The 24,454-nt window shown below is 69.2% G+C and carries 20 protein-coding genes; 13 read left to right on the top strand and 7 right to left on the bottom strand.

The features are described 5' to 3' along the window. Positions 1 to 236: 236 nt before the first annotated feature. On the bottom strand, positions 237 to 443 hold the full coding sequence (locus AB0L71_RS11735; protein ID WP_365241077.1) for a DUF5988 family protein: 207 nt from the start codon (positions 441 to 443) through the stop codon (positions 237 to 239). Positions 444 to 791: 348 nt separating this feature from the next. Here AB0L71_RS11735 and AB0L71_RS11730 point away from each other — a divergent pair, with 348 nt between their 5' ends. Further along, positions 792 to 1,028 (top strand): hypothetical protein, encoded by a 237-nt coding sequence (locus AB0L71_RS11730; RefSeq protein ID WP_365241075.1) that lies wholly within the window; start codon positions 792 to 794, stop codon positions 1,026 to 1,028. A gap of 167 nt (positions 1,029 to 1,195) precedes the next feature. Here AB0L71_RS11730 and AB0L71_RS11725 read toward each other — a convergent pair whose 3' ends face one another. From AB0L71_RS11725 to AB0L71_RS11710, 4 genes are all read right to left on the bottom strand, one after another. Then, entirely contained in the window at positions 1,196 to 2,641 is a 1,446-nt protein-coding gene (locus AB0L71_RS11725) for a glyceraldehyde-3-phosphate dehydrogenase (RefSeq protein WP_365241072.1), read from the bottom strand. 229 nt (positions 2,642 to 2,870) lie between these two features. Further along, a complete protein-coding gene (locus tag AB0L71_RS11720) occupies positions 2,871 to 4,325 on the bottom strand; it encodes an FAD-dependent monooxygenase (protein ID WP_365241070.1) in 1,455 nt (484 codons plus the stop codon). Beyond that, complete coding sequence (locus AB0L71_RS11715; protein WP_365241068.1) at positions 4,322 to 5,002, bottom strand: TetR family transcriptional regulator; 681 nt, start codon at positions 5,000 to 5,002, stop codon at positions 4,322 to 4,324. The genes AB0L71_RS11720 and AB0L71_RS11715 overlap by 4 nt, the downstream gene beginning before the upstream one ends. A gap of 126 nt (positions 5,003 to 5,128) precedes the next feature. Further along, positions 5,129 to 5,320, bottom strand: coding sequence for a hypothetical protein (locus AB0L71_RS11710; RefSeq protein ID WP_365241066.1), 192 nt, complete (start codon positions 5,318 to 5,320; stop codon positions 5,129 to 5,131). Positions 5,321 to 5,502: 182 nt separating this feature from the next. Between AB0L71_RS11710 and AB0L71_RS11705 the strand changes: the two genes are divergently transcribed. The 10 genes from AB0L71_RS11705 (at position 5,503) to AB0L71_RS11660 (ending at position 16,820) form a co-directional block, all read left to right on the top strand. Further along, complete coding sequence (locus AB0L71_RS11705; protein ID WP_365241063.1) at positions 5,503 to 6,636, top strand: glutathione-independent formaldehyde dehydrogenase; 1,134 nt, start codon at positions 5,503 to 5,505, stop codon at positions 6,634 to 6,636. 269 nt (positions 6,637 to 6,905) lie between these two features. Then, the gene (locus AB0L71_RS11700; protein WP_365241061.1) at positions 6,906 to 7,412 is read left to right on the top strand and encodes a DUF6584 family protein; all 507 of its coding nucleotides are present in this window, start codon (positions 6,906 to 6,908) and stop codon (positions 7,410 to 7,412) included. Between the two features lie 426 nt (positions 7,413 to 7,838). Then, positions 7,839 to 10,547, top strand: coding sequence for a M4 family metallopeptidase (locus AB0L71_RS11695; RefSeq protein WP_365241058.1), 2,709 nt, complete (start codon positions 7,839 to 7,841; stop codon positions 10,545 to 10,547). A gap of 176 nt (positions 10,548 to 10,723) precedes the next feature. Continuing rightward, positions 10,724 to 10,906, top strand: coding sequence for a DUF6480 family protein (locus AB0L71_RS11690; RefSeq protein WP_365241055.1), 183 nt, complete (start codon positions 10,724 to 10,726; stop codon positions 10,904 to 10,906). 231 nt (positions 10,907 to 11,137) lie between these two features. Next, positions 11,138 to 11,869 (top strand): DUF1684 domain-containing protein, encoded by a 732-nt coding sequence (locus AB0L71_RS11685; RefSeq protein ID WP_365241052.1) that lies wholly within the window; start codon positions 11,138 to 11,140, stop codon positions 11,867 to 11,869. A gap of 47 nt (positions 11,870 to 11,916) precedes the next feature. Then, positions 11,917 to 13,437, top strand: coding sequence for an ABC transporter substrate-binding protein (locus AB0L71_RS11680; protein ID WP_365241049.1), 1,521 nt, complete (start codon positions 11,917 to 11,919; stop codon positions 13,435 to 13,437). Further along, positions 13,437 to 14,402, top strand: a complete 966-nt coding sequence (locus AB0L71_RS11675) for an ABC transporter permease (RefSeq protein WP_365241047.1) — start codon at positions 13,437 to 13,439, stop codon at positions 14,400 to 14,402. Before AB0L71_RS11680 ends, AB0L71_RS11675 begins: the two co-directional genes overlap by 1 nt. Further along, positions 14,399 to 15,262, top strand: coding sequence for an ABC transporter permease (locus tag AB0L71_RS11670; protein WP_365241045.1), 864 nt, complete (start codon positions 14,399 to 14,401; stop codon positions 15,260 to 15,262). Before AB0L71_RS11675 ends, AB0L71_RS11670 begins: the two co-directional genes overlap by 4 nt. Then, positions 15,259 to 16,059 (top strand): ABC transporter ATP-binding protein, encoded by an 801-nt coding sequence (locus AB0L71_RS11665; protein WP_365241042.1) that lies wholly within the window; start codon positions 15,259 to 15,261, stop codon positions 16,057 to 16,059. The genes AB0L71_RS11670 and AB0L71_RS11665 overlap by 4 nt, the downstream gene beginning before the upstream one ends. Beyond that, on the top strand, positions 16,056 to 16,820 hold the full coding sequence (locus AB0L71_RS11660) for an ABC transporter ATP-binding protein (protein WP_365241039.1): 765 nt from the start codon (positions 16,056 to 16,058) through the stop codon (positions 16,818 to 16,820). Before AB0L71_RS11665 ends, AB0L71_RS11660 begins: the two co-directional genes overlap by 4 nt. Positions 16,821 to 17,028: 208 nt before the next feature. On the opposite strand, the gene AB0L71_RS11655 is transcribed toward AB0L71_RS11660, so the two are convergent. Beyond that, entirely contained in the window at positions 17,029 to 18,183 is a 1,155-nt protein-coding gene (locus AB0L71_RS11655; protein ID WP_365241036.1) for a DUF3103 family protein, read from the bottom strand. A 594-nt stretch (positions 18,184 to 18,777) separates the two neighbouring features. Between AB0L71_RS11655 and AB0L71_RS11650 the strand changes: the two genes are divergently transcribed. Together AB0L71_RS11650 and AB0L71_RS11645 are read left to right on the top strand one after the other, a co-directional pair. Further along, positions 18,778 to 21,318, top strand: a complete 2,541-nt coding sequence (locus AB0L71_RS11650) for an AAA family ATPase (RefSeq protein WP_365241034.1) — start codon at positions 18,778 to 18,780, stop codon at positions 21,316 to 21,318. A gap of 127 nt (positions 21,319 to 21,445) precedes the next feature. Further along, positions 21,446 to 22,114 (top strand): lysophospholipid acyltransferase family protein, encoded by a 669-nt coding sequence (locus AB0L71_RS11645; RefSeq protein WP_365241031.1) that lies wholly within the window; start codon positions 21,446 to 21,448, stop codon positions 22,112 to 22,114. A gap of 56 nt (positions 22,115 to 22,170) precedes the next feature. On the opposite strand, the gene AB0L71_RS11640 is transcribed toward AB0L71_RS11645, so the two are convergent. After that, entirely contained in the window at positions 22,171 to 24,111 is a 1,941-nt protein-coding gene (locus tag AB0L71_RS11640) for a multicopper oxidase (protein WP_365241029.1), read from the bottom strand. Between the last annotated feature and the right edge of the window lie 343 nt (positions 24,112 to 24,454).

The following is a 24,454-nucleotide window of genomic DNA, read 5'->3' as shown; positions in this document are numbered from 1 at the left end:
CGGGTTACTGCATGCAGGCGAGCGTCTCCCCGTACGAGGGAGCCGCACGGCGGAGGAGGCGCAGGGGTGCCCGGGGTGCGGACCGGCGTCGCGGTGGTTCCCCGGAACCCGACTGTCCCATAGGGGTTGTTTCGAGGCCGAGGGTTTCCTCCCCGGCTGGTGCCACCGGGCCCCGCCGCCTCGACCGAACCCGTGCCTGTCCCTTGTTCCCGGCGGGGCGCGTGGGCCGGTGGCCTTCACCCCGGTACTTCGGTGCGTTCCCACCACTCGTAGACCGGCAACTCGCCTTCTTTGGTGTCTCGTTGGCGGTCCGTTTCCTTGAAGTGCTCGTATCCTCCGCGGAACGGGATCTTGATGTCCGGTCCGGGTGGGGTGAGGGGAACGATCCGCTCGGGAAGGTCTTCGGGGCCGCCTTCAAGGACTGCCTTCGTTGCTTTGGCCATGGCCAGAGTCTCCCCGGAGGCGGGGTCGGCTCCTCCGTGACGCGCCGAAAGGATCGCCCGCAGGATGGCCTGCGGGCAGCCTCCGGAGCGCACCCCTGGCGCTCGGTGAGGGTGGTGCGGACGCCCCCGTGCCTGAGCGGAGGCGACCTGGGTGCTGCGACCGTTCCGGCCCTGTAGTGAGGTTCCGGCCGTCACCCGAATGCGGGTCGGCGCGGTGCGGGAGCTGTCCGTGAGGCGCGGGAAGTCAGGCATCCGGGGCGCTGCGGGCAGTCGCAGCGGACGGTCGAGGCGGGTCACCCACCCGGCCGCCGGACATATTGCCGACTACGGCGTGGAACGGATCACCGCATGACCGAAAGTGCAAGCCCTCATATCTCGGCGCCTCGGATCACCGTGCTGGCGGTGGAGCCGGGTGATCCGCCCTTCCGCCTCGTGGAGATCGACGGGGAGGTCGTGTGCGAGGCGACATCGATGATGGACGTGCTCGCCGCGGCCTCGGCCGCGGGGATCACGGTCCATGACCTCGACGACCCGGATGTGGTCCGGTGGGTGGGCGGTGACAAACTCACCTGGAGGCTGCACTGAGTGTGCCTGGTGAAGGGGCTCGGCGCGTGTGCACAGGGAACCCACCGAGCCGCCTCGTGCTCCGGGTCGGCGCCTGCCCCTCCGGGGCGGATCGGCCGGTCGCCGACCGGGGTCGACCGCCGTCCCGGAGGTGAGGCGCGGGACGGCGGCGCGGAAGGTCCGCCGGGTCAGGCCGCCGGGGCGGGGTACGTCGGGTACTCCACTCCGGAGATGTACTGGACGACGCGGATGACCTGGCACGAGTAGCCGAACTCGTTGTCGTACCACAGGTAGAGGATCGCGCTGTCGCCGTCGACCTTGGTGGCACCGGCGTCGACGATCGAGGCGTGACGCGAACCGATGAAGTCGCTCGACACCGCGTCGGGGGTGCTGATGAAGTCGATCTGACGCTTGAGCGGCGAGGTCAGCGACACATCGCGGAGGTGGTCGAGGACCTCCTCGCGGGTGGCTTCGCGCCCGAGCCGCAGGCTGAGGATCGCGATCGAGACGTCCGGCACCGGGACACGGATCGAGCTGCCGGTGATCGGCGCCTTGAGGTCCGGCAGTGCCTTGGCGACGGCCGAGGCCGCACCGGTCTCGGTGATCACCATGTTGAGCGGCGCCGAACGCCCACGGCGGTCGGCCTTGTGGTAGTTGTCCAGCAGGTTCTGGTCGTTGGTGAACGAGTGGACGGTCTCCACGTGGCCGCGCAGGACGCCGTACTCGTCCGCCATCGCCTTCAGCGGCGGGACGATCGCGTTGGTGGTGCAGGACGCGCAGGACAGGATCTGCTCGTCCGGCTTGATGGTGTCGTGGTTGACGCCGTGGACGATGTTGGGGACGTCGCCCTTGCCCGGAGCGGTCAGCACGACCTTGGCGATACCGGGGCGGAGGTGCTGGGACAGGCCCTCGCGGTCGCGCCACTTGCCGGTGTTGTCGATGAGGATGGCGTCCTTGATGCCGTACGCCGTGTAGTCGACCTCCGACGGGTCGCCGGCGTAGATCACCTTGATCTCGTTGCCGTTGGCGATGATCGTGTTGTTCGCCTCGTCGACGGTGATCGTGCCCTGGAACTGGCCGTGGATCGAGTCACGCCGCAGCAGCGAGGCGCGCTTGACGATGTCCTGGTCGCCGCCCTGGCGGACGACGATGGCGCGCAGACGCAGACCGTTGCCGGAGCCGGCCTTCTCGATCAGCAGCCGGGCCACGAGTCGGCCGATGCGGCCGAAGCCGTACAGGACCACGTCGCGTCCCTCAAGGGGCTCGGCCTTGTTCGCACCCAGGGCGCCGGCGACAGCCTGGGCGGTGAACTCCTCCTCCGACAGACCGCGGTCGTCGGCCTTGTAGGTCGCGGCGAGCATGCCGATGTCGATCTGCGAAGGGCCGAGGTCGAGCGTGGTGAGCGCCTTCAGGAAGGGCAGCGTGTCAGTGACCGAGAGTTCCTCACCGGCGATCTGCCGGGCGAAACGATGGGTCTTGAGGATGCTGACCACTGACTTGTTCACCAGGGAGCGGCTGTGCAGCAGGACCGTGACGTCCCGCTCGCGGTGCAGCTTCCCGACGATCGGGATCATCGACTCCGCGATTTCTTCGCGGTTCTTCCAGTTGGTGAACGAGTCTTCGTTGACAGTCACAGGATTATCTTTCGAGCTAGGCGGCGCTCATATGGTAACCCCAGTCGTTCTGACCGTTCGGGCGGTGTCATCTGGGCGGGATTCAGGGCCCGGGAAGGCCGGTGCGGCGGCATCCCGGACGCCGCGAACCGTATGCGGCCGTCCGGCCGTCGGCCGCCCGCCCTGGGGGCAGTGGACGACACCGCGGCCCCAGGACATAGGCGGTCACCCGGGCCAGGCCCTCCGGGTCTCATGCCGCCTTGAACCACCTGCCCAGGGCCTCGTACAGACCCTCGCCCGTGGTGCCCTGCCAGGCGACGTAGCAGTCGGGCCTCAGCAGCAGCCCGGTGTCGAGTTCGGGGCAGGCCACCGTGTCGACGTGTGAGGCCCAGGGGCCCGTGTCGAGACTGCCGGTGGGGTCCAGAAGGACCGGGCGGCCGGTGCGGGTCAGTTCACGCAGGCCCCGCACGTCCGGCGCCCACCGGCCGACATGGGTTCCGCTCGCGGGCTCCATGGCGTAGCTGATGTCCGTACCGGACAGCAGCTGCGCGATGTGCTGCCGCGCGGAGGGATGGACGAGGAGTTCGCCGAGGAGTTCGCGCAGCGCCGTCACGTCGCCGCCCGGCCTGGTCAGGAGGGACTGCGCCCGCGTATGCATGATGACCCGCCGAGCCGCCGGGGCGCGTTCCGACTCGTAGGTGTCCAGCAGCCCCTCCGGCGCGTGGCCGCGGAGTTCCGCCGCCAGCTTCCAGCCGAGGTTCACCGCGTCCTGCAGACCCAGGTTGAGCCCCGGGCCGCCGATGGCCGAGTGCACATGCGCGGCATCCCCCAGCAGGAACACGCGCCCCGCGCGGTAGCGCGACGCGAGCCGGGTGTTGCCTCCGAACAGCCGCCTCAGCAGGTGCGGCCCCGGGCCGGTCGGCGGGCCGAGCGGTACGTCCGCGCCGAGGACCCGGGAGACGCCGGCCCGAAGCTCGTCGAGCGAGCCCTCGCCCTCCGGTGGCTGCTGCCATTCCGTGACGCTGATCAGTGGATCCTTGCCGGGGAACGGCGCCCAGGCGATCAGGCCGCGTTCGGTCCGTACGTGTTGGAACGGTGGCACGGTGCCGAAGCCGGGTACCGACAGACTGCCGTCGGCCCCCAGCAGATCCGGCGGCACCGCCACATGACCGGTGCGTGACACCGAGTCGTCCGTGGTGACACCCGGGAAGTCGATGCCGGCGAGCCTGCGGACCGTGCTGTGCCCGCCATCGGCACCGACCAGGAACGTGGCCTCGACGGGCTCCCGCCCGCGCACGGCGATCCGCACCGACCGCTCGTCCTGGGCCAGGCCGGTCACCTCGTGGCCGCGGCGGATCTCGACACCCAGTTCGGCCGCGCGCTCGGCGAGCATCTGCTCGATCCGACGCTGCGGAACCATCAGTGTGTGGAGCGGGTTGTCCGGCAGGTCGCTCAGGCCGAGCGGGAACGCGCCGAACACGAAAGCGGGCACCGGCTGGGGCGTCGCACCGGGTGCGGTCAGCCGTTCATAGAGTCCGCGCCGGTCGAGCATGCTGACGACCTGGCCGACCAGGCCGTTCGCGCGCTGCTCGCCGGTGGGTTCGGTGAGGCGTTCCAGGACGAGCGGTTGTGCGCCGGCCAGAGCGAGCTCGCAGGCCAGCATCAGCCCGTTGGGCCCGGCACCTGCGATGACGACGTCGATCATGAGCGGTTTCCCCCTCCGGGCAGGTGGCCTGCGCCCGGCGTCCTGTCGGACCCGGCGGTCGCGGTGCACATCCGGGGCGCGGGCAGGCCCGCCGCGATCCGGGTGAGGGCCTCGGCGAGCAAGTCCCGGACCGGCACCGGGGGATCGGTGCGGAGGTGGTGGGCCATCGCCGTGTTCGTGGCCGCCAGCACCGTGGACGCAACGAGGTGTGGGTACAGGTCCTGCCGCGGGTCGGTGCCGGTGCGGTCGGCGACGGCCTCGGCGATCCCGGCCTCGGCGAGCGCTCCGGCCCGCAACATCTCGCCCTGAAGGGCCGGTTCGGCGAGCATCATGCGCACGCCTGTCGCCCACTGCCCCGCGTCGTGACCAGGAGGAGCGGTCGCGGCGGCGTCCGGCTCGAACTGCGGCAGCACCGCAAGGAGGATCGCCTCCCACAGAGGTTCCGCCGGATGTTCGCGCAGTGCCTCCGCGATGCGCAGACACCGGTCCAGATGGCGGGCGACGATCGCCTCGCCCTTGCTGGAGAAGTAGTTGTTGAACGTGCGCGGCGAGACTCCGGCCGCCTCGGCGATGTCCTCCACCCTGACGTCGTCCAGCCCGCGTTCGACAGTCAGCCGGAGCGCTGCCCAGCTGAGTGCGGCGCGCGTCTCGGCCTTCTTCCGCTCTCGCAATCCCATGAATCCACGCTAGTGAATACTGCGCGCTACGTAAAGATGCGTGTCACGTAAAGATGCGTATCACGCAAAGATGCGTGACACGCAAATGGGGGAGTGCCGGGATGCGGGAAGGGGTGCGTCCCTGTGTCAGCGGTCTGCGATGTCCTCGCGGAGCCCGTCGGAGAATTCCCACCAGGAGAGCGGCAGCCAGTCGCCGTTGACGAAGGCGTCGACGGTCGCGCCGCGACCGCGGACGGACACCGTCGTCCCGGGCGGGTAGGTGGTGCCGGACAGTCCGGGCACGGGGACGAGGAGGGTTCCGAGGCGTTGCGCGGCCACTGGGTGCGCTCCTTTTCCGATTCTCGGGGTGCGAATCAAGGCGAAGATTTAGACCGATTTTACCGGGTTGTCCGATTGTTCAGGGCGGAGAATCATGAGAGATGGGTCACGGGAGCCGGGCGGGAACGGGCGGACAGCGCGGGCGGAATACGTGCGCGCATTCCCGAGCGGAGGAGGCAGCCATGAAGGCCGTCGTGTACAAGAGGCCGTTCACGGTGGCGGTCGAAGACGTCGAAAAGCCCAGGATCCACCACCCGAACGACGTGATCGTGAAGGTCACGTCCACCGCGATCTGCGGCTCCGACCTGCACATGTACGAAGGCCGGACCACAGCCGAGCCGGGCACCGTCTTCGGCCACGAGAACATGGGAATCATCGAGGAGACCGGCCAGGGCGTCACTCTTCTCAAGGAGGGCGACCGCGTGGTCATGCCCTTCAATGTCGCCTGCGGGTTCTGCGCCAACTGTGTCGACGGCTTCACGGCGTTCTGCCAGACCGTCAACCCCGGCTTCGCGGGCGGAGCTTACGGTGGCGTCGCGATGGGGCCCTGGCCGGGCGGTCAGGCGGAGTACCTGCGCGTCCCCTATGCCGACTTCAACTGTCTGAAGCTGCCGCCGGGGAACGAGCACGAGATCGACTTCACGCTGCTCGCCGACATCTTCCCCACCGGCTACCACGGTTGTGAACTCGCCGAGGTCCGCCCGGGCGACAGCGTCGCCGTGTACGGCGGTGGGCCGGTCGGTCTCATGGCCGCCTACTCGGCCCTGCTGCGCGGGGCCAAGAAGGTGTTCGTCGTGGACCGGGTGACCGAGCGGCTGGACAAGGCCCGGGAGATCGGCGCGGTGCCGATCGACTTCTCCGAGGGCGACGCCGTGGAGCAGATCAAGGAGCAGACCGGGGGCGTTGGTACGGACAAGGGCGTGGATGCCGTCGGCTACCAGGCGAGGGGGCGCGAAACCGACCGCGAGCAACCGGCCACCGTCCTCAACTCGCTGGTCGACACGGTTCGGGCCACCGGGGCGCTCGGCGTGCCCGGGCTCTACGTCCCGACCGACCCCGGCGGTCCTGACGAGCAGGCGAAGCACGGCATGCTCCTCGTCTCGATCGGCAAGCTCTTCGAGAAGGGGCTGCGCCTGGGTACGGGGCAGTGCAGCGTGAAGCGCTACAACCGGCTCCTGCGCGACCTGATCATCGAGGGTCGGGCGAAGCCGGGCTTCGTCGTCTCGCATGAACTGCCCCTGGACCAGGCGCCGTCGGCGTACGAGAAGTTCGACCAGCGGATCGAGGGCTGCACGACGGTGGTGCTGCATCCGTAGGGCCGGTCCCCCGGGCGGCCGGCTCGATGCTCCGGTACTGCGGGCTGGCCGTGAATGCGCGTTCGGCGTCATGCGCCGGGCGCGCATCCTTGTGTGCGTGTCCGAGGCGGCGGATCGGCCGACGGGTGTGCCGTGTCGGCGGCCATCCCTCGGGCCGGGGACCCGCGGGATGGCCGCGCAACGGACTGCTGCCGGTGAGGCCGTCCCTGCGCGTGGTGAGCGACGAAACCCGGTCGACGGCGGTCACTGCGGCACTCGATCATGCGTTCATGCCGATGAGAGACACCCTTGCCCGAGCCGATGCAGACCTGGCCGCCGGCCGGGTTCCCGTCGCGCGCCAGCGTCTGCGCGGGCTGGTGTCGTCCTGTCCGGATGACCTGATGCTTCGCCGGCGCCTGGCCGAGGTGTACCGGCTGTACGGTGAGCCCGCGGAGGCGGGGCGCTGGATGTACCTTGAACCGGACCGGGACGCGGCGGAGACCTCCGCCTTCGAGAAGAGGTACCGCACCGCTCCGCAGCGCATGCGGGCACTGGCCTGGCAGGGGCCTGAGGCGCTCGCCCGAACGGCCTTTGCCAGAGAACAGCTGGCAGCAGTACGAGCAGCCTGCTCCGAGGTCGTGGGGCGCCCCGGCGACTGGAGTGCGGTGCCGTCCGACCGGGAGGAAGGCCACGGGGGGAACTCCTTCACCGACTTCCTGGCAGGGGCCGGATGCCTGGTGGGGGTCCTTGCGTTCCTCGCGATCTGGGTGAACGGGCTCGTTGCCCTCTTCGACTGACCCGGCTTGCCGGGGCGCGGGGGCGCCGTGTCGGCCCGGCAGTTGGGCGGGGCTCGTAGACGGGGCAAGGACGCCGGGGCGGTATCGCCACCGCGCGATCCGATGGTGCCCGTACTCCCGCACGGACGATGCGGCCGCAACCACCCGTTTCCAGCCCGAATGGCAGGAGGTCGGCGGGAGTCGGCGGGGCGGCCACGAAGAGCGAAAGGTGCTGAACTGGCGGAAAGGGGGCGCCTTCTGAGGCGTATTTACGCCTCGGCGCCTTCGCGCCAGTGATTTCCCTTGTATGTCCCAAGGGTCGTGTCGAAACATCTGGTGTCGTGACCGGGAAGCTTTGCCCCGTTCACCAGGCACCGGCCATGCGAGGTCTCCCGCACCAGCGCAGTCGGGCGAATTTACGCATTTTTGCGATATGGGAGGGTTCACGTGTTCCCGACACGACAAAGACGGCTCCGCCGTGTCCTGGCCGCCGCAGTGGTCGTCGCGGCCACCGGTTCGACGCTGCTGACGGCGCCGGCCTGGGCCGATGAGGAGGCGCCGGCCGCCACGTCCGTGGCCGGTGACCGGGTGCCCGTCGCGCCTGCCATGACGCGGCATCTCGACGACGCGGTCCGCAAGGGCACACCGGCCCAGGCCGCACGGGAACACCTGAAGGCCCACCAGGACACGTACAAGGTCCCGGTCTCGGACCTCGAGACCGTGAGCACCAGCAAGGACGGCAAGCAGTCGTCCGTCCGCTTCCAGCAGAAGCACAACGGGGTACCGGTCTTCGGAGCCGAATACGCCGTGCAGACCCAGGCTGCGGACGGCGGCCAGAGTGTCGAGTCCGCCACCGGAACCCTGTACACGGACCTGTCGGTCTCCACCACCCCGAGCGTCTCCGAAGCCACCGCGCAGAAGCGGATGTTCTCCCTCGACGGGAAGCTGGCGCGGGTCAAGGGTGCCGAGACGGAGGGCCACGGCCTGACCGTCCTGCCCGACGCCCGAGGCGGCAAGCTGGCCTGGCACTTCACCGTCACGGGTGCCGAGGCCAACGGCAGCCCGGTGCGCCAGGAGGTGTTCGTCGACGCGAACATCGGCGGCATCGCCCTGTCGTACAACAACATCGACGCCGTGGACGTCGCGCCCGCCAAGGGCACGGGCGTGCTGGTGGACGGCTCCGAGGTGGAGCTGGACGTCAACAAGGAGTCGAACGGGTCCTACACGCTCGTCGACTCCACCCGCGACATGTACGCGGCCACGGGCGGTCAGATACGCACCTACGACGCCCAGCGCAAGAGCTACGCCCTCGTGGCGGGCGGCCCGGTCACCGACGACATTCCGCTGGGGACCTCCGCGAGCGACCGGTTCGACGGCGCCAACACCACCTCCGGTGCGGTCGACGCCCACCTGAACGCCACGAAGGTCTACGAGTACCTCAAGGACAAGCTGGGCCGTGACGGTGTCGACGGCAAGGGCGGCACGGTCTACTCCGTCGTCAATGTCTCGAGCAACGACAAGGACTACGCCAACGCCTTCTGGGACGGCTCCAAGATGGTCTACGGCCACATGGACGGCGTGCCGCTGTCCGTGGGTCTGGACGTCGTCGGCCACGAGATGACGCACGGCGTGACCGAGCACGCCGCGGGACTCGTCTACCTGAACCAGTCGGGCGCCCTCAACGAGGCGATCTCCGACTACTTCGGCAACGCCATGGAGACCGCCGACAAGGGCGTCGCGATGAGCGACCCGCAGTCCGGCCTCCTCGGTGAGTACCTCTGCAACGGCACCGTGCCGCTGGAGGAGTGTGCGCTGCGCGACCTCAACGACGGCCGTAACGCGCAGACGGACTACGAGCCCATCCCGCTCGACATCGACAACGGTGGTGTGCACTACAACTCCACCATCGTCGGTGGAGCGCTGTGGGACATCCGCAAGAACATCGACCCGGACCTCGCCGACCGGATCATGTACCGGGCGGCCCAGAACTACCTCACCCCGCTGTCCGGCTTCACCGACATGCGCAACGCGGTGACCCTGGCCGCGCAGTCCCTGAAGGTCTCGGCGGCCGACCGCGAGGCCATCGACCGGGCCTTCGACGAGCACGGGATCGAGAAGGGCTGGGAGCAGAAGGGCGGCACGCACGACGGCACGACCCTCGCCTCGGACATCCTGCCCGCCTACGAGGTCTACGGCGGCATCGACGAGCAGGCCGCGCAGGTCAACGGTGACGTCTACGCCATCGCCCACGGCGACGCGATCGCCTGGGACCAGGGCAGTGGCGCCTTCGGGATCACGGTCGGCCGCTTCGGCAAGAACCCCGTGCACGAGCTGGCCCAGTCGGACGCCTACCTGATGGACCCGTCCCTCGACAACCAGCGCATCGTCTTCACCCGCATCTCCGCGGACGGCGTCGGCATCTACCAGGCCGGTGACAAGGGTCAGGGTGCGATCAAGAAGCTGGTCGACGCCCCGGACGCGGACGAGACCGAGCCGGTCACCGAGAACGGCGCCCTCGCCTACATCAGCACCACCGCCGACGGCGAGCAGGACGTCATGCTCAAGAAGGCCGACGGCACCACGGTCAATGTGACGCCGGAAGCCGGCACCACGGCCGCGCACCTCGCCATGAAGAACGGGAAGATCGCCTGGGCCGGCGGCGACGGGACGTACCTGTACGTCTACGACATCGCCACGGGCGAGACCCAGAGGGGTCGCATCACCGGCTACCTCTTCGACTGGATCTCGGACATCCAGCTCACCTCGGACCGCGTCTTCTACCGCAGCACCGGCGGTTTCCTGATCCCGAGCACCAGCATCGGATCGGCTCCCTCCGGTGACCTGACCCAGATGAAGAAGCTGACCTACCCGAAGAGCCTGTACGCCGCTCAGTTCTCGGTCACCGACGAGTACTTCGCCTACTCGACGTTCGACCTGTGGGGCGCTCTCGGTGCCTGGAACGGCCCGACCAAGGTGAAGGTCTCCACCACGGCGGACGTGGTGGCCGGTCTGAACAACTTCAGCCGGGTCTCCTGCTCCTCCGGTTCGCAGCTGGCTCCGTCGCTCGGCGACGGGCAGCGGATCGTCTGGCTGGACACCACGGCCGCTGCGACGGACGTGCTGACGCGCGAGACGTTCGCGGGCACCTGCCAGTAACACCTGCCACGCACGCGTCGGAGGCGGTCACCGGATCTCCGGTGGCCGCCTCCTCGCGTGCGGGTGCCGGACAGTTTCTCGGCCTCCCGGTCGACGCCGCGACCACCTGGACACGGGCGCGGGCGCGGCCGCTGCGGGGCGATGCGAACGGCGTGCGGGCGCGGGAAAATGGTGGTGTGGCTATCACACTGCATCCCCCAGGGGAGACCCCACCAGCCGAGGGCTCCACCAGTGAAGCCCATGAGGAACGCGCGGACGGAGGTATCTGGGAACACCCTGCCCTGTGGGCAGGAATCATCCTGGTCGGATCGATCATCTTTGCGGCATTCTTCATCGCGCGGATCTTCGGATACGGATGATCATCTGCGCACACGCGAGGGCCGTTCGCGGCCCTCGCGCGCGTGCGCGTGCGCGTGGGCGCGCAAGGAGAGGGGCGCGGGGTGCCGCGCAGGTGTCTCGGGTGCTGATCCGTATTTGACATTAGATCGTCTTATGGAAGATAAAGGACGTGCTTTGGGCATTGATTCACTCCGCGTGACTTTCGAGGCCTGGTAGCCGGCCGAAGATCGTCCACGTGAATGGGTTCCACCGTGTCTCACCCCACTGCCCCCGACCAGCCGAGTGCCGCACCCGTCGAGGGCTGGACGGCATGGTGCGCCGGGCGACGGAACTCCGTCACCTCAGCCACCGGCAACCTCGCCCTGGTCGAGACCCGCTGGTCACCCGCGGGCGAGCGGCCCGACGTCGAGGCGGCCCGCGCGGGACAGCCGGAGCAGGTGACCGTCACCACGGTCGAGCGGACGGACCGCGTCACCGGTGAGCCCGAGCACGGCCTCCGCTTCTGGGACGCGCAGTCGCCGGCCATCCAGAACTTCGAGCGCATCGACGTCTTCCCGTACGACCCGTCGTGGGTCCTGGAGGCCTCGTACACGCCGGTGCCGGGCGCCCGACGGGTCGGCTTCGAACACATCCGGGACAACGGCGGCACCCGAGACCTCGTCGTACCGGGCGACATCACGCTGACCGTCGACGGCCGCGCGTACACGCTGAGCGCCTTCGACGACGAGGGAACCCTGCTGCTCGTCTTCGGCGACCCCACCAATGGCGACACCACCTACGGCGCGGGACGCTTCCTCTTCGTCGAGCGCACCGCCGACGACGGCCGCGTCGTCCTCGACTTCAACCGCGCCTTCGTGCCGCCCTGCGGATTCTCCGACCAGTACAACTGTCCGATGCCGCCGCGACAGAACCGCTTCCACCTTCCGGTCGAAGCAGGCGAGAAGCGCCCCGTCTTCCGCGACGCCTCCCCGGCGCAGCGCTGAACCACCCCGCTCCACACCTCACCGCAGCACGAAAGCGCGTATCCCTCATGAGCATCAAGAAGACCTCCCTGTACGCCGGCGCGACCGTGGCCGTTCTCGCTGTCACCCTCACCGCCTGCGGCGGAGGCTCGACCGGGAGCAGCGCCTCGGGCGGGACGTTCGACAAGAACGCCACCGTCAACATCGGCTCGCTCTACGAGCCGCAGAACCTCGACAACACCGCGGGCGGCGGCCAGGGCGTCACCGAAGCCCTCAACGGCAACGTCTACGAAGGGCTGTTCCGGCTCACCGACGACGGCAAGGTCGAGAACCTGCTCGCCCAGGACCACAAGGTCGGCGAGGACGGGCTCACGTACACCTTCACCCTCCGCGACGGTGTGAAGTTCCACAGTGGCAAGACGCTGACCAGCCAGGACGTCAAGTACAGCCTGGAGAAGGTCATCGCCGAGGACTCGCAGTCCGCGCGCAAGAGCAACCTCGAAGTCATCAAGGACATCGCCACGCCGGACGCGAGGACCGTGAAGGTCACGCTGTCGAAGAAGTCGATCTCCTTCGTCTACAACCTCTCCTACGTCTGGATCATCAACTCCGAGGCGACGGGCCTGAAGACGAGCGAGGACGGCACCGGGCCTTACAAGCTGAACAAGTGGACCCGCGGGTCCGCCCTCTCCCTCGACCGGTTCGCGGGCTACTGGGGCGATGCGGCGAGCAACAAGCAGGTCGTCTTCCACTACTACAAGGACGCCACGGCGCTCAACAACGCGCTGCTCACCAACGCCGTCGACATCGTCACGAGCGAGCAGTCGCCCGACGCCCTCGACCAGTTCAAGAGCAACCAGAACTACAAGGTCAACGACGGCAACTCGACGACCAAGCTGCTGCTCGCCTTCAACGACAAGGCCAAGCCCTTCACCGACGTCAAGGTGCGCCAGGCGGTTTCCGCCGCGATCGACGACAAGAAGCTGCTGGAGTCGGTCTGGGGCGGCTACGGCAAGTCCATCGGCTCGATGGTGCCCCCCACCGACCCGTGGTACGAGGACCTGACCCACGTCAACGCGTACGACCCGGCGCGCGCCAAGAAGCTGCTGAAGGAGGCCGGTCACGCGAACGGCTTCACCTTCACCCTCGACACCCCGAACTACGACCCGCACCCGACCGCCGCGACCTTCATCAAGTCCCAGCTCGCCAAGGTCGGCATCACCGTCAAGATCAACACGATCACGCCGGACGAGTGGTACACGAAGGTCTACAAGAACCACGACTTCACGGCCACGCTCCAGGAGCACGTCAACGACCGCGACCTGGTCTGGTACGGCAACCCGGACTTCTACTGGGGTTACGACAACAAGCAGGTCACCCAGTGGGTCGAGGAGGCCGAGGCGGCCTCCAGCACGGCCGAGCAGACCGAGCTCCTGAAGAAGGTCAACCAGAAGACCGCCGAGGACGCGGCCAGCGACTGGCTGTACCTGTACCCGCAGATCGTCGTGGCGAACACTAAGCTGTCCGGCTACCCGCTCAACGGTCTCAACTCGCAGTTCCACGCCTACGACATCAAGAAGAAGGGCTGATGGCGCGCTATCTGCTGCGCCGCTTCGGCTTCCTGCTGGTGTCGCTGGCGCTTGCGAGCGTGGTGCTGTTCGCACTGCTGCGCATGCTGCCCGGCGACCCCGCCAACGCGCTCACCTCGGTGGGCGCGAGCCCGGAGCAGATCGCGGCGGCCCGCCACTCGATCGGCTCCGACAAGCCGCTGCCCGAGCAGTTCACCCACTGGATCGGGCAGCTGGCGAGCGGGGACCTCGGTACGTCGTTCGTCAGCTCGCTGCCGGTCGGGCCCGAGGTCTCCTCGCGGCTGGACGTCACGGTTCCCCTGACGCTCGCCGCGTTCGTGCTCGCCGTCGTCATCGCCGTACCGACCGGTTTCGTCGCCGCGTACAAGCGGCGCACCTGGTACGGGTCGCTGCTGAGCGGAGTGTCCCAACTGGGCATCGCCGTGCCGGTGTTCTGGCTCGGCATGATCCTCATCGACGTCTTCGCGCTGAACGCGGGCTGGCTTCCGGCGGGTGGCTTCCCGCCGGACGGCTGGGACCAGCCGGGTGAGGCGGTCCGCTCGCTGGTGCTGCCCGTCGTGACCATCGCGCTCGTCATGAGCGCGTCCCTGATCCGCTACGTCCGTTCGGCCACCCTCGATGTGCTGGGCAGCGACTACCTGCGCACGGCACGGGCGCTGGGCTCGTCGTTCGGGCGGGCCGTATGGCGGCACGGTCTGCGCAACGCCTCCGTACCGGTCATCTCCATCCTCGGTATCGAGCTGGCGTCCACGCTGCTCGGAGCGGTCGTCGTCGAGTCGGTGTACGCGCTGCCGGGCCTCGGCTCGATGCTCGCCACCGGGATCGCCCAGCACGACTACCCCGTCATCCAGGGCGTGCTGTTCGTCTCCACGCTCGCGGTCCTGATCATCGGCTTCGCGGCCGACCTCGTCCAGCGGATCGTCGACCCGCGACTGCGCGGCAGGCTGTCCGGAGGCTCCCGATGACACAAACGGCACAGACACCGTCCCCGACGCCCACGAAGCGGTCGGCCCGGCGCTCGTACACGCTCGTCGTCGGATGCGTCCTGGCCGGTCTGATCGCGCTGCTGGCGCTGGTCTCGTGCTTCTGGCTCCCCTACGCCTCCGACGACACCTCGGGCGGACGGCTCACCGGCCCCGGCCAGGGACATCTCCTCGGCACGGACAAGCTGGGCCGCGACCTGTTCACCCAGTTGATGACCGGCTCCCGGATCGCCTTCGAGGCCGGACTGGGATCGGTGCTCATCGCGGCCGCCGTGGGTATCTCGCTCGGCATCCTCGCGGCGTTCGCGCAGGGCTGGCTCGACGACACGCTCTCCGCCTTCCTCGACATCCTGATCGCCTTCCCGACCCTGCTCCTCGCGATGCTCATCGTCGCGGCCCGCTCGGCCACGCTGGGCTCCGCCGTGCTGGCCATCGGCCTCGCGCAGAGCGCGGTCGTGGCGCGACTGGTCCGCATCCTGGTCAAGCGGGTACTGGCACAGGACTACATCACGGCGGCCCGGACGTCGGGCACGTCCTGGCCGCGCACCGTGGCAGGACACGTCCTGCCCAACATCTGGCCGACCCTCGTCGTGAACCTGGCTCTTCAGTTCGGGCTCGCGGTGCTGGCCGAGGCCGGTCTGTCCTACCTGGGTCTGGGAGCGCCGCCGCCCAACGCCTCGTGGGGCCGGATGCTCCAGGAGGCACAGGCCACCTTCACCACGGCACCGGCGGGCGCGCTCGCCCCCGGCATCCTGCTCGTCCTGCTCGTCGTCGGCGTGAACCTCATCGCCGACGGCCTGCGTGACACCCTCGACCCGGCGACCCGGCGGAGGCGCGCGTGACCATCCTCGACGTCCGCGGACTGACCATCCGCACCACGGACGGCCGCGCTCTGGTCGACGATCTCTCGCTGACCCTCGCCCCGGGGGAACGACTCGGCCTGATCGGCGAATCGGGCTCCGGCAAGTCCCTGACCACCCTCGCCGTGCTCGGTCTGCTGCCCGACGGCATGGCTGCCACCGGCAGTGTCGAACTGTGCGGCACCCAGATCGTCGGGGCGGACGAGAAGCGGCTCACCACCGTGCGCGGCCGAGACGCCGCCATCGTCTTCCAGGAGCCGCTCACCGCACTCGACCCGTTGATGCGGGTGGGCCGGCAGATAGCCGAACCGCTCGGCAGGAGGCAGGGGCTGAAGGGCGCCGGGCTGAAGCGTGCCGTCACCGAGGCCCTGGAGCAGGTGCGGCTGCCCGAGCCCGACCGCATCGCGCGCTCCTTCCCTCATGAGATCTCCGGTGGCCAGCGTCAGCGCGTCGCCCTCGCCATGGCACTGGCCTGTGAACCGAAGCTGCTCATAGCGGATGAACCGACCACGGCCCTGGACGTGTCCGTGCAGTCGGAGATGCTCGACCTGATCGACACACTCGTACGCGAACGGGACATGGCCGTCCTCTTCGTCAGCCACGACCTCGCGGTCGTGTCGAGGATCACCGACCGCGCCCTGGTGATGAAGGACGGCCGCGCCGTCGAGGAGGGCAGCGTCCGGCAGATCGTCCGCGAGCCGCGAGCCGAGTACACGAAGGCGCTGGTGGACAGCGCCCGACGGCTGGAGTCCGCCCTGCACCTGAGGAGCGCACGATGACGCCCGTACTGGAACTGGCCGAGACGTCGCTGCGCTACCGGGGGAGCGCCGCCCCTGTCGTCCAGGACATCTCGCTGGCCGTGGAGACGGGCCAGAGCCTCGCCCTGGTCGGGGAGTCGGGTGCGGGCAAGACGACGCTGCTGCGCCTTCTGCTCGGGCTGGCCCGCCCCACCTCGGGAACCGTGCGATTCGACGGTGCGGACCTCGGCCTGCGCGACCGTGCGCAGATGCGCCGGTTCCGGCGCAGCGTGCAGTGTGTCTTCCAGGACCCGTACTCGTCGCTGGACCCGCGTCGTCGGGTCGGCGCCATCGTGGCCGAGCCGCTCCGCTCGCTCGGTATCGACTCCAGGGTCTCGGCTGCTCCCAAGGTGACCGACGCCCTGGAGCGGGTCGGGCTCCCGGCCGACGCGGCGGAGCGCTATCCGCACGAGTTCTCCGGCGGTCAGCGCCAGCGCATCGCGATCGCCCGGGCGACCGTCTGCGAACCGCGGGTGCTGCTCGCGGACGAACCCGTCAGCGCGCTGGACGTCACCACACGGGTCAAGGTGGTCGACCTCCTCGCCGAGCTCAAGGAGGAGCGGGGCCTGACGCTCGTCATGGTGTCCCACGACCTGTCGGTCGTCGCCTCCCTCTGTGAACGCACCGCCGTCCTGGAACGCGGTCGCGTCGTCGAGCAGGGGGAGACGGCACAGGTACTGGGCGCCCCCGCGCACCCGTACACCCGTCGACTCATCGACAGCGTGCCGCGGCTGCCGGTCTGAGTCCGCGCACGCGGGTCCGGCGTCCACCTCGGGCGCGCCGCGGGCACCGGGAGCGGGCACGCCGTGCGGCCGGTGTCGTACCCCTTCCGGCCGTTGACGACCGGAAGGGGCCCACGTGTGCGGAACCGCCGGTGGAGCCCGGCCCCGGCCGGCCCCGGGGAGGAGGAGCCGACCGGCGTCCGGACGTGTGAGCTGAGCGCGATGCGGCTCAGAGCGCCGACACGTGGTACGGGGAGACGTTCATCCAGCCATTGCCCGCAGCGCCGTTGCGCGTGCCCTTGGTGGTCTTGGCCAGCGTGTACCAGGAGTCGACGTAGTCCGGGTCGTCGGTCCACCAGGAGGTGGGGATGGCGTCCAGGACCGCGTCGGCCAGGGGGATGTACACGCCCTGGTCGGTGATCGTGAGCAGGACCGTGACGATGGCCTTGGCGAGCGCCTGGTAGTTGGTGTCGCCGTCGTCCTCCATCATGACCGCATCAGCCATGTTGTACTTGTAGTTGGACCAGTTCACGAGGACCTGGTTCGGGTAGTACGTGGTCGCGGCCTTGTTCAGGTACGGCATCTCGACGGTGTCGACCCGCGGCGTGCCGTTCGTACCGAAGCCGGTGACGAGGGTGAAGATCTCGGCATCGCTCTTGAACCACGGCTCCTTGACGTCGGAGACCTGCACCGAGTTGATCAGGGTGGTGTCGATGCCCGTGGTGGCCAGCGTCGAGAAGGAGTTCACCTCGGCGGCCGGGACCGGGACATCGAGCCCCGCCTCGGCCAGGGCCGCGTCGACGATCTCCAGGCCCTGTGCGACCGCCTTGGAGCCGTCGATGTCGACGAGATAGACGGGCCGGTCGGGGACGGTGTCGGTGGTCAGCGTGTGAGCGGTGCCCCGGCTGTCGTACGCGGTGAACGTGGAGGCGTCGTCGTCGGACGGAGCGGCCGCCACGAGCGGGGCCGCACCCCCGGCGAGCCGGTCCTTCATGGCGTCGTCCGCCAGACCCACGCGGAGCAGCGAACCCGCGTCGCTGCCCAGGCCCTTGGCGGTGGCCACGCCCCGGTCGGCGGTGGTCACCTTCGCGCCGAGGCTCTTGCCGGTGGCGGAGGTGGAAGCACGGGTCAGCGCGTGCAGATCCACCGAGTCCGAGGCCAGCAGGGCCGTGCGGACCTGGTTGTTCCATGCGGGATCGGCCAGGGATCTGGCGAGGGCGAGAGCGGTTGTGTCCGCTATGCCCGAGACCGAGGACGCCGGGGTGGTGGCGGACTCGGTGGTCCCGGTCTGCGCTGCCAGCGCGGTGCCCTGAAGGGGGATCAGGGCGGTCGCAGCAAGGACGACCCCGATGAGGGTCGTACGCAGCGGAGTGGATGCGCTCAAGGCGGTCTCCTGCTCAATCAGTCGTACATGACGAGGGTGGGGGGTCTTGTCTATGCGGGTAGACCCTTGATGAGATTGTGCATGACAATTCGCCCTCAAACGCCGCCGCCACAACTCTGGCCTGTTCTTATGCCTGGTCGTGTGGTCCGACAGGGTGATCGGCATGCTCCGTCCGCCCGGAAACCGGGTCGAGGTGCTCTGGGTGGGGAGTTGCCGTCGGTGCGCGGTCAGCGCGCCCGTGCGACGCGCGGATATGCGCCGATTCGCCTTGTACGCCGTGCTGTTGCGCGTCGGGGATGGCGCCCCGTCGCGGATGTGTGAATCCGAAACAGCCCTCCTGGCGGTGCGGGCCCGTTTTTTTCGGGATGTCGCCGAGAAACGCACCGTGTGCGGGTCACATGGATGGCGTGAACTCGCCTTGCGCAGTGCTGCCTTGCTGTGAGATCTCGGCGACGCTCTGTCCGCTCGCACGAGCCCGGTGGCAGGACGCGTACAGACGCTCACGGTCCGCACGGCACCGACGAGTCCGACTCCGGTTGCGTGCCCCCTGTGCGGTTGTTTGAGTGGAAATCGGTCTCGTGCACAGGAGCTGTCATGTCGATTCCCTTCGGTTCAGCCTTCGGTTCCGCGGACCCGTTCGGCGAGTTGCTCAGCCGGTTCTTCGGTACGTCACCCGCGTCATCGCCCCCGGCGGTGCAGCGCGTACCGATCGGACGGCTCCTGAGCGAGTCGTCGCACGAACTGCTGAGCCTTGCCGCGCAGCGCGCGGTCGAGGACGGGACATCCGACCTGGACACGGAGCATCTGCTGTGGGCGGCCACGCAGGTCGATCCCGCCCGGCGGATTCTTGCCCGGGGCGGCGTGGCCCCCCGGGAACTCGCGACTCGGATCGCCCGGATCCTGCCCAAGGAGTCCGGCGAGCCGTCCGCCGAGCCCGGCCTCACCCCCGCGGCCAAGCGGACACTCGCCGCCGCCTACGCACGCTCGCAGGCAACGGGCGTCTCCTACATCGGCCCCGAGCACATCCTCTCCGCCCTCCTGGACGACCCCGACTCGGGGGCCTCCCGTGTGCTGCGCGCCGAGGGCGTCGAACTGGACAAGCTGCGGGAGCCCCCGGGCGGGACCCCGCGGACCGACGGCACGCAGCCGGCCGAAGCAGGGACCGCCACCACCCTGGAGGAGTTCGGCCGCAACCTCACCGACGAAGCCAGGGCCGGCAGACTCGATCCCGTCGTCGGGCGCTCCGAGGAGATCGAACAGACCGTCGAGATCCTCTCGCGGCGGACCAAGAACAACCCCGTGCTCATCGGGGAACCCGGAGTCGGCAAGACCGCCATCGTCGAAGGACTCGCCCAGCGCATCGTCGCGGGAGAGGTACCCGACACCCTCAAGGAGAAGCAGGTCATCTCCCTCGACCTCTCCGGCCTGGTGGCGGGTGCGCAGTACCGGGGCCAGTTCGAGGAGCGACTCAAGAAGGTCATCGAGGACGTGAAGGCGGCCGAGGGCGACATCATCCTCTTCATCGACGAACTGCACACGGTCGTCGGAGCAGGGGCGACCGGCGAAGGCGCCATGGACGCCGGCAACATGCTCAAGCCCGCCCTGGCCCGCGGGGAGCTCCATGTCGTGGGTGCGACGACGATCGACGAATACCGCAAGCACATCGAGAAGGACGCCGCTCTCGAACGCCGCTTCCAGCCGGTACTCATCCCCGAACCGACGGTCGAGGAGACCATCGCCATTCTCGAAGGTCTGCGGGACACCTACGAGGCGCACCACCAGGTCCGGTTCGCCGACGGTGCGCTGGCCGCCGCAGCGGAGCTTTCCGACCGCTACATCAGCGACCGCTTCCTGCCGGACAAGGCCATCGACGTCATGGACCAGACCGGGGCCAGGGTCCGTCTGCGCAGCGCGGGACGCTCCACCGAGGTTGTCAGCCGGGAGGACCGCCTGGCGAAGCTGCGCCGCGAGAAGGACCAGGCCGTCGCCTCCGAGGACTTCGACAGAGCCGCTGAGCTGAAGACGGAGATCGCCGAGACCGAGGGGGAACTCGCCGGGATCGAGGAGCGCCGGGAAGGCGTCGTCTCCGTCACCGCCAAGGACATCGCCGATGTGGTCGCGCGCCGGACAGGGATCCCCGTCTCGCAGCTCACCGCCAGCGAGAAGGACCGCCTGCTGCGGCTCGAGGATGCCATGCACGAAAGGGTCGTGGGCCAGGACGAGGCGGTCACCGCGGTCTCGCTCGCGGTCCGCCGCAGCCGGGCGGGCATGGGCGACCCCAAGCGGCCCGTCGGATCCTTCCTGTTCCTGGGCCCGACCGGGGTCGGCAAGACGGAACTGGCCAAGACCCTGGCCGAGCTGCTGTTCGGCGAGGAAGACCGCATGATCCGCTTCGACATGAGCGAATTCCAGGAGAAGCACACCGTCGCCCGTCTCGTCGGAGCACCTCCCGGATACGTCGGCTACGAGGAGGCCGGCCAGCTCACCGAACAGGTACGCAGGCAGCCGTACAGCGTCCTGCTCTTCGACGAGGTCGAGAAGGCGCACCCCGACATCTTCAACACGCTGCTCCAGATCCTCGACGACGGCCGGCTCACGGACGCCCAGGGGCGCACCGTGAACTTCCGCCACTGCGTGGTCATCATGACGTCCAACATCGGCGCGCACCTGATCCTCGCCCACCACGGTGACGTGTCCGAGATCAAGGACGACCTCATGGAGGAGCTCAAGGCGCGGTTCCTGCCGGAGTTCCTCAACCGCATCGACGAGGTCATCATCTTCCACGGCCTCACCGAGGACGATCTCGCGGAGATCGTGGAGCATCTGCTGGCCCAGAGCAACCACCGGGTGAGCGCGCAGGGAATGACGCTCGACGTCACCGACGCCGCCAAGAAGCTCCTGGTCACCCACGGCTATCAGCCCGAGTTCGGTGCCCGCCCGCTCAGGCGGACCATCCAGAACGAACTGGACAACCGCATCGCCTCCCTGCTGCTCTCCGGTGAGGCCGACCCGGGCGACACCATCGTCGCCGACGTGGTGAACGACAGCCTCCACTGCACGGTGCTCCACGCGGAGCCGTCGGAGGGATCCGAGGACTCCTCGGAGCCGGCGGCACCGGCTCCCGGAGCCGCGTGAGCGCTTACCGACGCACGGCGCACCTCCGCGGGGCGCCGTGCGTCGGTAAGTGAGTAGGGGGACTCATACCGGCGGCAGCACACTCCCGGATGATGGGGACGACCATCCTCGACACCGGGAGACACGCATGCTCAGCCGCCTCGCCGACATCCTCGTGCCCGCGTTCGGACGACTGACGGTGACCCGCGACGGCGACGGGGACACCGGCTTCGCCCCGGGCAGCATCATCGCCGCGAACCACACCTCGCTCGCCGACCCCGCCGTGGTCCTCGCCGCACTGCACCGCCTCGGTGTCCGGCCGACGGTGATGGCGGCCGCGGGCCTGTGGCGCATACCGGTGCTGGGCCGAGTCCTGTCCCACATGGAGTACATCCCCGTGCAGCGGGGGGACCGCCGCGCCGCCCACGCGCTCGATCTGGCCGTGGCGGCCCTGGAGCAGGGGCGGATCGTACTCATCTACGCCGAAGGCGGCCTCCCGGACCGTCGTGACGCCGCGGAGGCCGCCCCCGGGCGCTTCCGCAGCGGCCTGTCCCGACTGGTCGAGCGGACCGGGGCTCCCGTCATCCCCCTCGGACAGGCCGGGGTCCGCCGGATCAGCTCCGGGAACGCGGGTAAGCAACTCGCCGGTCTGGCCACCGCGCCGCTGCGCCGGCCACGTCTGCACGTGCACGTGGGGCTTCCGGTGCGGCCGGCCGGTAACCGTGCGGAACGCACGCGGCAGGCCCACACAGCGGTGACGGCCGCATGGCGGACGGCCGCCACCCACCTGTGCGAGCCCGCCGCCCTGGCCGCCTGAAGCGCGGTGCCGTCCGGGTGAGCGGGCCGGGGGGTGCTTCTCGCGGCCCCCGGGGCTCAGCCGACCGTGTAGGGGCGCATCATCTCGTTGTCCTCGTGTTCGAGCATGTGGCAGTGCCAGACGTACCGGCCCGGCCGGTCGAAGGTCGCCTTCAGCCTTGTGACGCCCTTCGGGTAGGCGAGTGCCGTGTCCTTGAACCCGCTCTCCCAGGGTTCGGCCGGCCGTGCGGGATGGCCGGTCTGCTGCCGGTCGACGACCTGGAACTGGACCTCGTGGACATGGATCGGGTGGGCGTCCGCGGTGAAGTTGTGGATCTCCCAGATCTCGGTCGCACCCACCGCTGGATGCTCCGTGATGGGGTCGTCCCAGTGCATCGGCACGGCGGCGCCGTGCCCGTCCAGCGTGCCGAGCAGCATGTGCCGGGGACCGACATGCGGCAGCGAGGCGGAGTTCTCCTCGCTGAGGGAAAGCCGCCGGGTGCGGCTCGCCTCTCCCAGCGGTTCGAATGTCGGCAGCGACAGCTGGGAGGGCGGCACGGTCCGGTCCGGTGCGGTGAGCGCACCGACCGTGAGTTTCATGATCTGTCCGGTGGTGGCCGGGGCGGCGGGGGTGAAGTCCGTGCCGGCCTTCCCGCCCTGGAACGCCTTGTCCGGGCCTTCATTGATGAGGTAGAGCTCGGTGCCTGCCGCGATCGAGGTGAAGTCGACGATCACGTCTGCTCGTTCGGCCGGTGCGACGAGCAGTTGGTCGAGCCGGACCGGCGAGGGAAGAAAGCCGCCTTCGCTGCCGATCTGCCAGAAGGGCAGAGCGGCGTGCGCGGGCCGGCGCGCGAGCGGGTGGGTGACGAGCTTCAGGATCAGGCTCCGGGAGTTGCATCCGTTGAGGAACCGGAAGCGGTAGCGGCGAGGTTCGACCCGCAGGTGCGGCCAGGTTCTCCCGTTGGTCACCATCGTGTTGCCGAAGAACTCGGGGTTCCAGATCGGGGCGATGTCACTGTCCGGGACGTAGGGGCCCTTGAATCCGTCGAAGTCGGCGCGCCCGGACGGGTAGGACAGGCTTCCGTCGGCGTGGAACGAGCGGTCCTGGATGACGACGGGGATCTCGTAGTACGTCCGGCCGGGCGGATCGCCGGGCCGGGGCGCGGGACCGGGCAGCACTCCCTCGGGAAGGTCCGCGGGGCCGCCCCGCAGCAGGTAGAAGCCGGCCAGTCCGGCGTAGACGTTCAGACGTGTGACGCCCAGGGCGTGATCGTGGAACCAGAAGGTCGAGGCCCGTTCGTGATTGGGGTACTGGAACACGGCTTCCCCCCGGTTCCACACCACGCCGAAGCGGTCCGCGAACTTTCTCCCGAACTCGTCGTAGAAGGAACCGGATTGGGCGTATCCCGCGGGGATGTCGGGTGCGTCGGGGAGGTACCACGCCTCGGTGTAACCATCGCTCTCCTCCGAGTTCAGCCCGCCGTGCAGGTGCGTCACGATCGGGACCGGGCCGGTGTACGGTCCGGGTGTCGAGCGGAACACGGGACGCGCGTCCCGGCCCCGGATTCCGCCCGGAGGGTTCGCCCAGTGCAGCGTGGGGTCGACCGGCAGCAGGTGCGGCAGGTAGCCACCCCGACGGTTCTGCAGCTGGTTCCTCCACCGCACCCGTACGGGCGTTCCGGACCGGGCCTCGATGGTGAAGGCGGGGTAGTGGAAGGTGCTCGGATTCTGGATCGAGCCGTAGCCCCACACCGTCGTCGCAGGCAGTCCGGGGGGCAGTACCTGCTGCCGGAACTGCCGGACCCCGATGGTGTAGTGGTCGACGGAAGCGCCGACCGCCTCACGGTCGGAGGGCATGACGGGCGGCACGACGAGAGGTGCGACGTACTTCTCCACCTTGTGCGGATCGAGCGCGCCCCCGCCGGAGGCTGCCCACAGCCGCGGAGCGACGGAACCGGCCGGAACGAGCGCGACCATTCCTCCGACCGCCGCCTGAACGACACGACGCCTGGTGACCATGCGTACTCTCCGGTACTCGTCGGACCGGCTTCGGCGCCGATGTCCTCGCAGTCTGGCCAGGGGGCTCTCGGATGCTCGCCCCGTCCTGACATCAGGTTGCCCCGGATCGCGCGGTTCTGCGTCGCTGGACTGCTCCGGAGGTGTGGTCCAGCCGCCACCGCCGCACCGTCGCACGGGCGATGACCGGACCTGGCGCACGGGGCGCGGAGCTCCTGTGCGGTCGGGGCTGTCCGGTCCCGCGAACTCCTGCTCCGCCGCCGACGACATGATCACCGGCGGTACCGCGCGACTGCCGGGGCCACCCGTCCTTGTACCGCCGGGAGGAGGGTGCGGTCCGCGGCCC

The sequence above is a fragment of the Streptomyces sp. NPDC052052 genome (assembly GCF_040680455.1).
Lineage (GTDB): Bacteria > Actinomycetota > Actinomycetes > Streptomycetales > Streptomycetaceae > Streptomyces.
Note: the sequence above shows the minus strand (reverse complement) of the source record. Positions and strands in the feature narration are given on the sequence as shown.